Here is a 15,805-nt window from a genome sequence, read left to right on the forward strand (position 1 = left end):
ATCCTATCGGCGGGACGCCGTTTCCATTATGCAGCCTCCTTTGCTAAACCAAATCGTGGATTCAATCACTGAAAACTTACGGGATGTGCCTTCCTTCAGAGCCACTGGTTATTATTCAGCAAGGCTCTCCAGCCGTATCGCCGCTATTTTGCCTGCCAGGTGCCGGTGCCAGCCCGTCCAGTATTCTCGAACTGGCGCTATCGTCCACAGACAACTTCCGGTATACGCTTTACAGGCACGTGGGTTCACGATTGAGCATCATTTCCCTTACAGCAGTGTTGAAGGAGCAGCTCGTGCCTATATCCGGAATTATCCGCCAAATCCAACCGCATCCACCCTATCACCTGCTCGGTCACTCTTTTGGAGGCTGGCTGGATTGCCTTTGAAATAGCCTTGCAATTGCAGGCCGATGGAGAACAGGTCTCCAAGCTGATTCTTATCGATACCGATGAACCTGACCAGCAAGGAAAAGCTCTCAAGTCAGTCAACCGTATTGAGACAATCATGGAGTTAATCGATATCTATAATATGATATTAAATCAGCCGCTTCCGCTCGCCCGGCAAGATTTTGCTAACCTGGCCGCGGATGAACAAATTCAGCACCTGCACAGTGCCTTGGTTAAGGCCGGCCTTTTCCCGGCCAAAACACCAATATCGCTGTTGCAAGGGATTATTCGCGTTATGCAGGCTAATCTGAACACCAGTTATATTCCTCGTGCCCGTTATAAGGGACTTGTCCATCTGGTTAACGCTGAGGAAGGCGATAAGAATGAAAGGAGGAGTCGCGAAACCCAATGGCGTCTTCTGGTGGCAGAACTCAATACGATAGTTGTGCCCGGCAATCATATGACCCTGTTATCCACCCCCCATGTCGGGCAATGGGTAACCCGCCTATGGCAGAAGTGAGAGAAAAACATGACCGATATTATTAATGACTCTAAAGAGGCAAACTATGCTGTATTTTCCTGACAGCCTGGATCACGACGAAACGGATAAAAAAACGCTTAACACGCACTGTCTGGATGAGCAAGAATGGCAAGCACTGCTCAACCAGTTTATTTCCGCTGTCGGTGACGAAGATCTGGCCGGACTGGAAACGGAAATTGCTAGTGACCCTGTCGCTTATTGTCTGCGCGAATTAAACAAACCCATACGCGAACTAACGGAAATTGAAAGTCAGTTCTCCTCCGTGATTATCCCAGAATCTCCGGTTGATGCTGGGGCATATACCCAGTATCTGAGCGAAAATATCCTCAATCAAGTTGTGCCTGTATCATCACCGGCCTTTGTCGGTCACATGACATCGGCTCTCCCCAGACATTTGCCTGCTCTTGGCAAGATAGTAACAGCCCTGAATCAGAATCTGGTCAAACTGGAAACATCGCATATTTTAACTGCGCTGGAACGGCAGGTTCTGGGTATGATGCACAAGCTGGTGTATCGCGGTGATGAAACTTTCTATAAACAGTGGCTGCACAACAGTGATCATGCGCTGGCGACCTTCTGTTCTGGTGGAACCGTGGCTAATTTAACCGCCATGTGGGCGTGCCGAAACAAGCTTATGCCCGCCGACGGAGAGTTTGCTGGTCTTGCACGTGAGGGATTAGCCAGGGGGATGATGCATTATGGCTATAGTGGCTTAGCTATTTTGGTATCGGAACTCGGACACTATTCGCTGAAAAAAGCGGTGGATATTCTTGGATTAGGGCAGGATGCCCTGATAAAAGTGGATGCCGACAGAGAGGGGCGGATCAGCATTGATGCTCTGCTCACACAATTGCAAAAACTGCGCCAGCGCAATATCAAGCCTATGGCGATTGTCGGAATAGCTGGCACCACAGAAACCGGTGCCATTGACCCGCTGGATCTTCTGGCGGATATCGCTGAACAAGAACAGTGTCATTTTCATGTCGATGCCGCCTGGGGCGGAGCGAGTTTGCTGTCCGAACGCTACCGACACTTATTTACGGGTATCGAACGTGCTGATACCGTCACGATCGATGCACATAAACAAATGTATGTCCCTATGGGAGCAGGTATGGTGTTGTTCCGTCAGCCTACCCTGACCAACGCCATCGCCCAGCATGCTAATTATATTGTACGCAAGGGGTCAAAGGATCTGGGGCGCCATACTTTGGAAGGTTCACGCAGTGCAATGTCGTTGATGTTACACAGTAACTTCCATTTGCTTGGCCGCCAAAGATTGGCTGGCCTGATCGATGCAAGCATCGAGAAAGCACAACAATTCGCCAATCTCATCCGCCAGCAAGAAGATTTCGAGTTGATCAGTGAACCACAGCTTTGCCTGTTGACCTACCGATACGTGCCGCCAAAGGTATTACAGGCACTACGGGAGAGTTCAGACCAGATGAAACAGCAATTGCATGAAGCAATTAATGCACTGAACCAGAATATCCAAGCGGTGCAGTGGTCCGCCGGAAAATCTTTTGTCTCACATACCAGTCTCAAACCCGTGCAATGGGATCGACAACCCACAACCGTTTTGCGTGTCGTGCTGGCAAATCCTCTGACCACGTTGGCAATACTCGAAAATATGCTTGAAGAGCAGCGTCAGCTAGCACAACAAAGCCCGTTTTGGCAAACGCTACACAACTTAATCTGTTGAATATACCAATCTCACTTCAAGATGCGTGTGATATCTCCCCACGAAGCGGGGAGATATCAGGTTTCATATCGTGTTGTAAATGGCAAACGCCCTATCACCATATTTATATCAGTATTTTTTATACAAATAATCAAAAAATACACAAACTCATTCCCTTATAACAAAAATCAAAAAAACAAAGCATCCGTTTATGAAAGCGTTAGTTAGCCAATCATATTCTAGCGTGCAGCACTGTTACATAACTCAAATTTAATTTATTAGCATGACTAATTATTATCACGAGCAGGAGTTAAGCAATGCCTATGCCACGTAATAGTAACAATAATATTAAATTCCCACTCAGTTCTCCCCAGCAAGTCGTCTGGCTCGACCAGATCTTCCGTCCTCATAGCACCTGCTATAACTTAGGTTCAGTGATTCTTGTTGAGGGAAAATTGGATGACGCGCTGTTAGTACGCGCTGTTGAGACCGTTGTTTATCGTCATGATGCATTGCGTTTACGACTTGTTAAAACTCAGGAATTACCACGGCAAGAACTCACCGAGGCCTTGTCTGTATCCGTGACAATCCACGATTTCTCAGGTTATGCTGATGCTGAAGAACAAGCTGAACAATATATCCGTACTGCCTTCATACGCCCGTTTGATTTGTACAATGAACTATGGCGTTTTGCACTGTTACGGGTAAGTGATAACCGTTGGTACTTCCAGTTTTGCTGTCATCATCTTATTGGCGATACGACGACTTTAAGACTTATTTCCGAAGAAATAGCCAATACGTATACTCGGTTAAGCAGAGGAAAGAAATCGACAAAAGCGGCGCCCTCTTATCTCGACTTAATTAATGAAGATAATGCCTATTTAAACTCACAGCGCTATCGACAAGACCAGCAATTCTGGTCAGAGCGCTATAAAAATTTACCGCCTGCCTTAATTCAGCCATCAAATTTAGAGAAAACAACAGATAGCGAACATACCGAACCTTTAATTTGGCCACTGGATAAAACGCTCTTCCAGCGAATCGAAGAGATTGTCGCTGCACATGGATTGTCTGTCCTGCATTTTATGTATGCCGCGCTGGCTTGCTATTTTTCACGTACTGCTTATTCGCTGACAAACCGTACCGAAGATGAAGATATTGTTATTGGTATTCCCGTAGATAACCGTAAAAACAGCAAACAAAAACGCACGGTGGGGATGTTTTCATCGGTGATTCCGGTCGGTATAACTGTTTCGCCCCATGATACTTTCCTTGATGTGATGAGCAAAACTGCAACAGAATTGCGGCGTTGCTACAAACATCAGCGTCCTTCCCCTCACAGAAATCAATCGTCTCACACAAATCCAGCAGCAGACCGGACGCACCCAGTTATTCGATATCATGCTGTCATTTGAGCGGATAGGAGTGAACGCCGATATACCCGACGCCACACTCAAATACTCAAAAATACAACGTGGTGCAGCGTTTCCTCTGACTATCGCAGTCCACCAATATGCCTTTGCTAACAGTGAGGATGCACAGAAACCGGTCACCCTTGAGTTTAATTTTTCGCCCAATTACCTGAGTCGTGCTGAAGTGACAGCACTCCAGTCCCGTCTCATGGTGTTGATAGAAGCCGCCCTGACGTCTCCAAAAACCCAGATCCGATGCTTACCTCTATTATCGCTAACAGAGCAGCAACAATTACTGGTGGATTTCAATGCCACACAGATAGATTTCCCACAAGAGACCCTGATCCATCAATTGTTCGAAGCACAAACGGCAAAAACACCCAACGCAACAGCCGTCGTGTTTGCCGAGCAATCCCTGAGCTATGACGAGCTTAACCGCCGAGCCAACCAACTGGCTCATTACCTGATTGCGCAGGGAGTGCGGCCGGATGATCGGGTCGCTATTTGTGTCGAACGCAGTCTGGAGATGATAGTCGGCTTTCTGGCTATCCTCAAATCTGGCGGGGCTTATGTGCCGATTGATCCCACTTATCCGGCCGAACGACTGGCCTATATGCTGGAAGATGCCGCCCCGGTGGCTTTACTGACCCAATCAGTGCTGGCCCGGTCAGAGTGGCTCGCTCAGTTTAACGCCTTGCCAACGGTCTTGCTGGATAACCAAGAACCGTATCTGGCAACACAACCTACTGATAATCCAGCGCCTCAAGCCTTGGGGTTGACGCCCCGCCATCTGGCTTATGTCATTTATACTTCCGGTTCGACCGGTCAACCGAAAGGGGTAATGATCGAACATCATAGCCTGTGCAATTTAGTAACCGCCCAGCAACATGCCCTGACACTCACTGCCGACAGTCGCGTCTTACAATTCGCCTCCAATAGCTTTGATGCCAGTATTTGGGAATATGTCATGGCTTTAATGACGGGTGGGCGTCTCTATCTCGCCCAGCGGGCCAGCCTGTTGCCCGGCGACATACTGTCTGGCTACTTAGCTGACCATGCCATCAGCCATGTTACCTTGTCACCGACCACGTTAGCCGTAATGGATTCCCTGCCCGATACCGTGCAAACCTTGCTGGTGGGGGGAGAGGCCTGTCCATCAACCTTAGTCAAACGCTGGTCACCAGGCCGGCAGATGATCAATGCGTATGGGCCGACAGAGATCACGGTCTGTGCCACACTCTATGCCTGTACTTCCTTCGCAGAGGATAATCCGCCCCCGATTGGCCGCCCGATAGCCAATACCCGGATTTATATTCTGGATGCACACGGCCAACTTGTTCCTCGCGGTGTGGCGGGAGAAATTTATATTGCAGGTGTCGGCGTGGCTCGCGGTTACCTGAATCGCCCTGAACTCACCGCCGAACGTTTCCTCGCTGACCCGTTCTCTTCCACCCCCAATGCGCGGATGTACAAGACTGGCGACCTCGGTCGCTGGCTGCCCGATGGCAATATCGAATACCTCGGCCGCAATGATTTTCAGGTCAAACTACGCGGTTTCCGCATTGAGTTGGGGGAAATAGAAGCCAGACTGACCCAATGTGACGGGGTACGCGAAGCGGTGGTGATTGCTCGCGAAGATGAACCCGGGCAAAAGCGACTGGTGGCCTACCTGTTACCACAGAAAGATGTTGAATTGGTGCCGGCTGAACTACGCCAGCAACTCGCCCAGCATCTGGCTGACTATATGCTGCCCAGTGCTTTTGTCACGCTGACATCCTTCCCGTTGACCCCCAATGGCAAGCTAGATAGCAAAGCCTTGCCTGCCCCCGATTTATCGGCCGTGATAGTTAGAGATTATGCCGCCCCCGAGGGCGAAATAGAAATCACCCTGGCCCAAATTTGGCAAGCGTTGTTAGGTTTGGAACAAGTGGGTCGTCACGATCATTTCTTCGAACTCGGTGGTCATTCCCTGCTTGCTACCCAACTGGTAGCACGAGTCCGCCAACGGTTAGCGCGAGAATTGCCATTACAGCAACTCTTTGAGCAACCTGTTTTGATGCATTTGGCTCAGACGCTCACAAATGCTTCAACAATGGCTCAGTTAGTGATCCCTGTCGCTGACCGCAGCCAGTCGTTACCCCTGTCCTTTGCTCAACAAAGACTGTGGTTCCTGGGGCAACTCGATCCGGCGGCCAGCCTGGCATACCATATTCCTGTAGCATTGCGCCTGACGGGGCAGCTTAATCGCCCTGCCTTGACCCGTGCATTTGACCATTTGGTCGCCCGTCATGAAAGTTTGCGTACCCGCTTTGTACTGGTTTCCGGTCAACCTTGCCAGCACATCGATGCGGCTGATATCAGTTTTGCCCTGCCTTACCAGGATCTGCGTTTATTACCATCTGAAGCACATCACAATTTTATTGCGGAATTAACGGCACTCGAAGCTCAGACGCCTTTTGACTTTACCCAAGGTCCGCTGCTGCGTGGACACTTACTTCAACTGACAGACGAAGAGCATGTCTTACTGCTCACCCAGCATCATATTATTACTGATGGCTGGTCCGTCGGTGTGCTGATGCATGAACTCAGTGTTTTTTACCGCGCCATCCTTGATGGTCAAGACGCGCCTTTACCGCCCCTGCCGATTCAGTATGCCGACTATGCCGTCTGGCAGCGTCACTGGCTGCAAGAGGAAAAGGCCACGCTCACGGCACAACGTGATTTCTGGTGCTCCCAGCTTACAGGCGCCCCTGCCTTACTGACACTCCCGACCGATCGACCGCGCCCGGCAGTACAATCCTTTATTGGCAGCCGAGTCCCTGTGCACGTTGATGCAGACTTATTGGCCTCACTGAAAAAACTGGGATTGCGCCATCACACCACGTTGTTTATGACGGTGCTCAGTGCCTGGAGTCTCGTATTGTCCAGGCTTAGCGGGCAGGATGATATTGTTATCGGTACGCCGGTAGCTAACCGTCCGCATCATGAACTGGAAGAGTTAGTCGGTTTCTTCGTTAACACGCTGGCTTTACGCATTACCTTCAATGATGATCTCAGTGTGGCCGATCTGCTTGCCCAGATTCGGGAGCGGGCACTGGCGGCTTATGCCCATCAAGATTTACCCTTTGAGCAAGTGGTAGAAGCGCTCCAGCCCGAACGCAATCTCAGCTATAGCCCGATCTTTCAGGTGATGCTGGCCTTAAATAACACCCCCGCCCAGACACTGGCATTTCCTGATGTCCAATGCACGCCCATTGAGCAAATTCAGACCAGTGCTCATTTTGATTTGACCTTGTCACTGAGTGAAACCGAGGCCGGTCTGGTCGGTGAACTGGAATATGTCACCGATTTATTCGACACCACCACCGCTGAGCGGATAGTCGGTTATTTCAACAATGTGCTGACCGCCATGGTAGCGGATGAAACCCAACATATTGCCACTTTGCCGTTACTGCCCGCCTCAGAACGGCAACAACTGCTGGTGGATTTTAATACCACTCAGGCCGATTTCCCGCAAGACGCGTTGATCCACCTGCTTTTTGAGGCGCAAGCAACACAGAATCCCGATACTATCGCCGTCGTATTTGAGGAGCAAACCCTCAGCTATGGCGAGCTTAATCGCCGAGCCAATCAGTTGGCCCATTACCTGATTGCGCTGGGGGTGCATCCAGATGATCGGGTGGCGATTTGTGCTGAACGCAGTCTGGACACCATCGTGGGCTTGCTTGGCATCCTCAAGGCTGGTGGGGCTTATGTCCCACTCGATCCGTCCTATCCTACCGAACGGCTGGCCTATATGCTCGAAGATGCCGCCCCCGTGGTGGTGCTAACCCAGACGGCACAAGTCCACAAGCTGCCCAACACCGTGCCGGTAGTTTTACTTGACCGTTTATTTGACAATCAAGAACCGAAGTGGGTATCACAGTCAACGGATAACCCCGACAGACAAGCACTGGGACTGACATCACGTCATTTGGCCTATGTTATTTACACGTCAGGCTCGACGGGGCAACCGAAGGGGGTGATGGTCGAACACCGCAATGTCCTCCGTCTTATCGTTAATAGCGGGTTTGCTGATATTGCGCCAAATGACTGTGTCGCCCATTGTGCCAATATCGCGTTTGATGCCTCGACCTGGGAAATTTGGTCTGCCCTGCTCAATGGGGCACGCTTCTGTGGTTTCCCACCATCGGTGCTGCTTAATCCGGTGCGGTTCTTCAATGTACTGGTAAAAGGACAGGTCACGGCACTTTGGTTAACAGCCGGTTTATTTAACGAATATCTGGATAATCTCCTTGGCCCCCTGTTTGGGCAGTTACGTTATCTGCTTTTCGGCTGAACAGAAAGATACAACAGGTGCTGGCTCTGTCCCAGAATGAATACCCGCGCATCTGATAAATGTATATGGTCCAACAGAAACCACAACATTTGCCGCCACCTATGAACGATGATGACGTCCCCGTTGATGTCACCCATTCCATTCCTATCGGCCGTCCAATTGCCAATACCCAAATTTATATTCTGGATACGTGTGGTCAGCCTGTTCCCCTCGGGGTAGCGGGTGAAATCCATATCGCGGGTGATGGTGTCGCCCGTGGCTATCTGAATCGGCCTGAACTCACCGTTGAACGCTTCCTGACCGATCCGTTCTCTTCCACCCCCAATGCGCGGATGTACAAAACCGGCGATCTCGGTCGCTGGCGGCCCGATGGCAATATCGACTACCTCGGCCGCAATGATTTTCAGGTCAAACTGCGCGGTTTCCGTATCGAGTTGGGAGAAATTGAGGCAGGACTGACCCAATGTGACGGGGTACGTGAGGCGGTGGTGATTGCTCGCGAAGATGAATTCGGGCAAAAGCGACTGGTGGCCTACCTGTTACCACAGAAAGATGTTGAATTGGCGCCCGCTGAACTGCGCCAGCAACTCGCCCAGCACCTCGCTGATTATATGTTGCCCAGTGCCTTTGTCACACTGGACACCTTCCCTCTCACGCCAAACGGAAAACTCGACCGTCAGGCGCTGCCAGCCCCCGATTTATCGGCGGTTGTCGCTCGCAACTATGAAGCCCCCGTCGGTGAGAGAGAAACCGCTCTGGCGCAGATTTGGCAAAAACTCCTGGGACTCGAACAGGTCAGTCGCCATGACCATTTCTTTGAACTCGGCGGCCATTCGCTGATGATTGTCAGCCTGATCGAAGAGTTGCGAAATCTTGGCTGGCAACTCCATGCTCGCAGTGTCTTCGCCGCCCCCATTCTGACCGATATGGCTCAGGCTATCCAGCGTGATGCCAATACCTTTGTCGTGCCACCCAACCTTATTCCTGAGAACTGTACGGCCATTACCCCCGATATGCTGCCACTGGTTTCGCTTTCCCAATCCGAAATTGATGCCATCATTGATACCGTTTCCGGCGGAGCGAGTAATGTACAGGATATCTATCCACTGGCTCCGTTGCAGGAAGGCATCCTGTTCCATCATCTGTTACAGACACAAGGTGATGCCTATTTATTACGGATCGTATTTGCCTGTGACACTCGCGAATATCTTGATGCCTTTCTGGCAGCTTTACAACAACTTATTGATCGTCATGACATCCTGCGCACAGCGGTTTATTGGCAAGGGCTGGAGCAGCCGGTACAGGTGGTCTGGCGTCAGGCATCGCTGACTATCTGTGAATTCACCCCTGCCCAGACGGACGATATTCTAGCGCAGTTACTGGCTCACACTGATCCACATCAGCATCGTATTAATTTGAACCAGGCGCCCCTCTTTGCCGCTGATATCGCCTGTGATCCCACACAAAATGAGTGGTTGCTGGTGCTGCGCTTCCATCATCTGGTCAGTGACCATATGACCTCAGATCTGATTTTCGCCGAGATTGCCCAGATACTACAGGGCAATGCCAAAACATTGCCCCCCATGCTACCCTACCGCAACTTTATTGCCCAAACATTAAGTGTGCCCGTGGCAGAGCATGAAGCCTATTTCCGTAGCCGACTGGCGGATATTGATGAACCCACCGCCCCCTTTGGGATACTCAGCGTACCCAGCAATAATAGTGCTATCAATGAAAATAGCCTTCTGCTTGACTCCACGTTGGCACAGGCCATCCGCACTCAGGCGCGTCGGCTGGGCGTCAGCCCCGGAGTCCTGTTCCATGTGGCCTGGGCGCAGGTATTGGCCCAAACCAGCGGCCGCGATGATGTGGTGTTTGGCTCCGTGCTGCTGGGTCGTTTGCAAGGCGGCGCAGGGGCGGATCGCATACTGGGGATGTTTATCAATACGCTACCCCTGCGTATCTCTCTGGATGGGCGCACAGTACAGGAAATCGTGCAGGAGGCCTATCACAATTTAAGTACCTTGCTGGAGCATGAGCAAGCCCCATTGGCACTGGCACAACGGGGCAGTAGCGTGACTCCACCGCTACCGCTGTTCAGTACCCTGCTCAATTATCGCCATAGCCAGGCTGACAAGGATGAATCCATAGACACCATATGGACAGAAATGCGCCTGGTCACGGCTGAGGAACAGACCAATTATCCCATTACCCTGTCTGTGGATGACTTTGGGGATGATTTCCAGCTGACAGCCCTGACCGTCACCGACATTGCGCCCGAACGCATCAATACCTATCTGACGACGGCCATCAGCGGTTTGATCGATGCCCTGGTTCACAACCCACAACAAGCGATCCAGACTATCCCCATCTTACCGGCGGCAGAGCGGCAACAACTGCTGACCGATTTCAATGCCACTCAGACCGACTTCCCGCAAGACGCATTGATCCACCAGCTGTTTGAGGCACAAGCCGCCCTGCATCCCGATAGCATTGCTGTCGTCTATGAAGACCAGACACTGAGCTATGGTGAATTAAACCGCCGCGCCAATCAACTGGCGCACCATCTGCTTGCGCTGGGCGTACAACCCGATGACCGGATCGCCATTTGTGTTGAACGCAGTCTGGAGATGGTGGTGGGATTATTGGCTATTCTCAAGGCCGGTGCCGCTTATGTGCCACTCGACCCAACTTATCCACCGAACGGCTGGCCTATATGCTGGAAGATGCCACCCCGGTGGTAGTACTAACCCAGACGTCACAATCAACAAGCTGCCCAACACAGTGCCTATCGTTTTACTTGACCGTTTATTTGACAATCAAGAACCGAAAATAGTATCACAGTCAACGGATAATCCCGACATACAAGCACTGGGACTGACATCACGTCATCTGGCCTATGTTATCTACACCTCAGGCTCGACGGGCCAACCCAAGGGGGTGATGGTCGAACATCGTAATGTCCTCCGTCTTATCGTTAATAGCGGCTTTGCTGATATTGCGCCTAATGACTGTGTCGCCCATTGTGCCAATATCTCGTTTGACGCCTCGACCTGGGAAATTTGGTCTGTCTTGTTCAATGGCGCGCGCTTGCATGTCATTCCACCATCGATGCTGCTTAATCCGGTGCATTTCTTCAATGTACTGGTAAAAGGACGGTCACTGCACTTTGCTTAACAGCCGGTTTATTTAACGAATATCTGGATAATCTCACTCCCCTCTTTGGGCTTACGTTATCTGCTTTTCGGCGGGGATGTCCTTGATCCGAGAAAGATACAACAGGTGCAGTTGGCTCTGTCCCAGCCCGCGCATTTGATACATGTGTATGGGCCAACGGAAACCACCACGTTTGCCGCCACCTATGCGATGACGTCCACGGTTGATGTCACCCATTCCATCCCTATCGGCCACCCCATCGCCAATACCCAGATTTATATTCTGGATGCGTGGGGTCAGCCCGTTCCTTGCGGTGTGGCGGGTGAAATCCATATCGCGGGTGATGGTGTCGCCCGTGGCTATCTGAATCGGCCTGAACTGACCGCTGAACGCTTCCTGACTGATCCGTTCTCTTCGAACCCTGATGCTCGCATGTACAAGACCGGCGACCTCGGTCGTTGGCTGCCCGATGGTAATATCGAATACCTCGGCCGCAATGACTTTCAGGTCAAATTGCGGGGTTTCCGTATCGAGTTGGGAGAAATTGAAGCCAGACTCAACCAATGTGACGGCGTGCGTGAGGCGGTGGTGGCTGGCTCGCGAAGATGAACCCGGGCAGAAGCGGCTGGTGGCTTACCTGCTTCCACAGGAAGGGGTTGAACTGGTGCCCGCTGAACTGCGCCAGCAACTGGTCCAACATCTGGCTGACTATATGTTGCCCAGCGCCTTTATCTCGCTGGATGCCTTCCCGCTCACGCCTAACGGCAAACTGGATCGTCGGGCCTTGCCTGCGCCAGATGTAGCGGCCGTGGTGACCGAGATTATGAAGCCCCCGTAGGCGAAACAGAAATCGCTCTGGTCGAGATTTGGCAAGACTTGCTAGGCTTAGAACAGGTGGGACGTCATGATAATTTCTTCGAACTCGGGGGCCATTCCCTGCTGGCTGTCCAGTTGGCGGCTCGCATTCGTCAACAACTGGCTCGCGAGTTGCCATTACAGCAACTCTTTGACCAACCGCTTTTGATCGATCTGGCTCACGCGCTGACTGATACGGCAACCACCTCTCGGGTAAACATCCCCGTGGCTGATCGCAACCAGCCGTTGCCCCTGTCCTTTGCTCAACAGCGTTTATGGTTCCTCGCTCAACTCGATCCGGCGGCCAGCCTGGCCTATCATATTCCGATGGCGTTGCGCCTGACCGGTCAGCTTCATCGCCCAGCTCTGACCCGCGCTCTTGACCATCTGGTCGCCCGCCATGAAAGCTTGCGTACCCGTTTTGTGCTGATTTCCGGTCAACCTTGCCAATATATCGATCCGGCAGATATCGGCTTTGCCCTGTCTTATCAGGATCTGCGGGCATTAACGCCAGACGCCCGTAACAACCGTATTACCGAAGTCACGGCACTTGACGCGCAGACGCCATTTGACCTGGCTCAAGATCCGTTGCTGCGGGGTCACTTGCTGCAACTGACCGATGATGAGCATCTCCTGCTGCTTACCCAACATCATATTATCTCGGATGGCTGGTCCATCGGTGTACTGCTGCATGAACTCAGTACCCTTTATCGCGCCATCCTTGACGGGCAAGATACACCTTTACCGCCATTACCCATTCAGTATGCCGACTATACCGTCTGGCAGCGAACATGGTTACAAGACGCCGTTATTACTGAACAACGTGATTTCTGGAGCAACCGGCTGGCTGGCGCACCGGCCTTACTGACATTACCCACCGACCGGCCCCGTCCTGCGGTACAAACTTATGCGGGCAGCCAGATCCCAGTCCACATTGATGCAGCATTACTGGCTTCGCTTAAAGAACTGGGACAGCGCCATCACACCACCTTATTTATGACGGTACTCAGTGCCTGGAGCATCGTCCTCGCCCGGCTCAGTGGGCAGGAGGATATTGTTATCGGTACACCGGTAGCTAACCGCCCGCATCATGAACTGGAAGGATTAATCGGATTCTTCGTCAATACGCTGGCTTTGCGTATCACGCTGGATGATGCCACCAGTGTTGCTGACTTGCTCGCCCAAGTGCGGGAACACGCTTTCGCGGCCTACGCTCATCAGGATCTACCCTTTGAACAGGTGGTGGAACTCCTCCAGCCCGAACGCAGTCTGGGTTACAGCCCAATCTTCCAAGTGATGCTGGCCTTAAACAACACGCCGCAGCACTTATCACTCCAAGCGGCCGCGTTACCTGATCTGCAACTCTCACACGTTGCGCAGGAATACCAGCGTGCACACTTTGATTTAACCTTCTCCCTGACCGAAACCGAAGCCGGTCTGGTCGGTGAACTGGCTTATACCGTGGATTTATTCGACGCCACAACCATTGAGCGCATGGTCGGTTATTTAACGAATGTGCTGACTGCCATGGTAGCCGATGAAACCCAACTGATTACCGCCCTGCCCATGCTGACGGTATCGGAGCGGCAACAACTGTTAGTGGACTTCAATGCTGCCCAGACAGATTTCCCGCAAGACGCGTTAATCCACCAATTGTTTGAAGCACAGGTCGCACAGCATCCCGATAGTATTGCTGTCGTCTATGAAGACCAAACACTGAGCTATGCTGAATTAAACCACCGCGCTAACCAGTTGGCTCATCATTTGATTGCGCTGGGCGTACAACCCGATGACCGGATTGCCATCTGTGTTGAACGTTGTCCAGAGATGGTGGTCGGCTTACTGGCTATCCTCAAGGCAGGCGCCGCCTATGTGCCGCTCATTCGGCCTACCCCGCCGAACGGCTGGCTTATATACTGGAAGATGCCACTCCGGTGGCTTTACTGACCCAGACGTCACTGGTTGACAGGCTAGGCACCCGCCTGCCACATGTGTTACTTGATGCTCTGGTTTTCGACAAGGGTACAGCAGATAACCCTGATCCACAAACGCTGGGGCTGACTTCACATCACCTGGCCTATGTGATTTATACCTCTGGCTCAACGGGTCAACCCAAAGGCGTCATGGTTGAACACGCCGGATTTAGAAATTACCTGCAATGGGGGCTAAGTTATTATGTAACGGCCAGCAGAGCAACAGCATCGTGTCATCACCTTTTGCTTTAGATGACAGCGTCTCCAGTATTTACTTGCCTCTGCTTTGTGGCGGCAAAATAACCTTATCCATGAAGGTAGCACTTACTGAGTGGTGACCGCACTATTATCTCTCTACGGCACCTACTACGCTGGTTAATATACCCCGACTCATTTCGCTGCAATTGGTAAGGGATTAATGGCGGAAAAACGGACTTGTCCTGCCCATTGTTTTATCGTTGGTGGGGAGGCACTTCTCAATCCGTCATCGCACTTTGGCGCCATTGTCACCGGGATCACGCATTATCAACGAATATGGCCCAACCGAAACGGTGGTGGGTTGCATCACGTTTGATACTCATCATCAGGAGAGTATCGTTGACAACATGATTCCCATCGGAAAACCGATCGCTAATACCCAGATCTATATCCTCGATACCCACAGCCAACCGGTGCCATTCGGTGTGGCGGGGGAAATCTATATCGCCGGTGACGGGGTCGCGCGCGGCTACCTGAACCGGCCTGAACTGACGGCCGATCGCTTCCTGACCGATCCGTTTTTCCCAGACTCGGCTGCCCGCCTGTACAAGACCGGTGACTGGGACGCTGGCTACCCGATGGTCTCTATGAATACCTCGGCCGCAATGATTTTCAGGTCAAGTTGCGTGGATTCCGCATTGAGCTGGGGGAAATCGAGGCCCGACTCAGCCAATGTGACGGGGTGCGTGAGGCAGTGGTGCTGGCACGCGAAGATGAGCCGGGGCAGAAACGGCTGGTCGCCTATCTGCGGCCACTGGAGGGCGTTGAGCTGTTACCGGCTGAACTGCGCCAGCAACTCGCCCAACACCTTGCCGAATATATGTTACCCAGCGCTTTTGTGACATTGGACACTTTCCCGCTCACCCCTAACGGTAAACTCAACCGTCAGGCTCTGCCTGCTCCTGATTTATCCGCGGTAGTCACGCGCAGCTATGAAGCCCCCATCGGTGAGACAGAAATCGCCTTAGCCCAAATCTGGCAAAAACTCCTGAGGTTGAAACAGGTCAGCCGCCATGACCACTTCTTTGAGCTTGGCGGCCATTCGCTGATGATTGTCAGTCTGATCGAAGAGCTGCGCAATCTGGGTTGGCAACTTGATGTTCGCAGCGTGTTTGTCGCGCCGGTCCTCATTGATATGGCTCGGACTATACGGCGTGAGGTCAGCACTTTTGTCGTGCCCCCCAACCGTATTCCCGAAGATTGCACA

General features: G+C 51.9%; 7 protein-coding genes and 4 pseudogenes. All 11 read left to right on the plus strand.

What is annotated here, in order from left to right; genetic code table 11:
- Window positions 1-83 precede the first annotated feature (83 nt).
- A complete protein-coding gene (locus ACSJJG_RS10975) occupies window positions 84-386 on the plus strand; it encodes a thioesterase domain-containing protein (RefSeq protein WP_481089377.1) in 303 nt (100 codons plus the stop codon).
- Window positions 361-906, plus strand: a complete 546-nt coding sequence (locus tag ACSJJG_RS10980; protein ID WP_481089378.1) for a thioesterase domain-containing protein — start codon at window positions 361-363, stop codon at window positions 904-906. Before ACSJJG_RS10975 ends, ACSJJG_RS10980 begins: the two co-directional genes overlap by 26 nt.
- Window positions 907-952: 46 nt before the next feature.
- Complete coding sequence (panP, locus tag ACSJJG_RS10985) at window positions 953-2,626, plus strand: pyridoxal-dependent aspartate 1-decarboxylase PanP (RefSeq protein WP_189760895.1); 1,674 nt, start codon at window positions 953-955, stop codon at window positions 2,624-2,626.
- A 296-nt stretch (window positions 2,627-2,922) separates the two neighbouring features.
- Window positions 2,923-4,020, plus strand: a complete 1,098-nt coding sequence (locus ACSJJG_RS10990) for a condensation domain-containing protein (protein WP_481089379.1) — start codon at window positions 2,923-2,925, stop codon at window positions 4,018-4,020.
- Between the two features lie 10 nt (window positions 4,021-4,030).
- Entirely contained in the window at window positions 4,031-8,356 is a 4,326-nt protein-coding gene (locus ACSJJG_RS10995) for an amino acid adenylation domain-containing protein (protein WP_481089380.1), read from the plus strand.
- A gap of 65 nt (window positions 8,357-8,421) precedes the next feature.
- Window positions 8,422-11,100 carry a condensation domain-containing protein gene (locus ACSJJG_RS11000; protein WP_481089381.1) on the plus strand — a complete coding sequence of 893 codons (2,679 nt, stop codon included), beginning with the start codon at window positions 8,422-8,424 and terminating at the stop codon, window positions 11,098-11,100.
- 40 nt (window positions 11,101-11,140) lie between these two features.
- A pseudogene (locus ACSJJG_RS11005) lies at window positions 11,141-12,121 on the plus strand (amino acid adenylation domain-containing protein).
- Window positions 12,090-12,350 (plus strand): AMP-binding enzyme, encoded by a 261-nt coding sequence (locus ACSJJG_RS11010; protein ID WP_481089382.1) that lies wholly within the window; start codon window positions 12,090-12,092, stop codon window positions 12,348-12,350. The pseudogene ACSJJG_RS11005 and the gene ACSJJG_RS11010 overlap by 32 nt, the downstream one beginning before the upstream one ends.
- Before the next feature lie 56 nt (window positions 12,351-12,406).
- Window positions 12,407-14,592 (plus strand): annotated as a pseudogene (locus tag ACSJJG_RS11015) (condensation domain-containing protein).
- A 302-nt stretch (window positions 14,593-14,894) separates the two neighbouring features.
- Window positions 14,895-15,014: pseudogene (locus ACSJJG_RS11020) on the plus strand (hypothetical protein); the annotation flags it as partial.
- A 281-nt stretch (window positions 15,015-15,295) separates the two neighbouring features.
- Window positions 15,296-15,688 (plus strand): annotated as a pseudogene (locus ACSJJG_RS11025) (AMP-binding enzyme); the annotation flags it as partial.
- Between the last annotated feature and the right edge of the window lie 117 nt (window positions 15,689-15,805).

The organism is Xenorhabdus sp. SGI 60, from assembly GCF_056632175.1.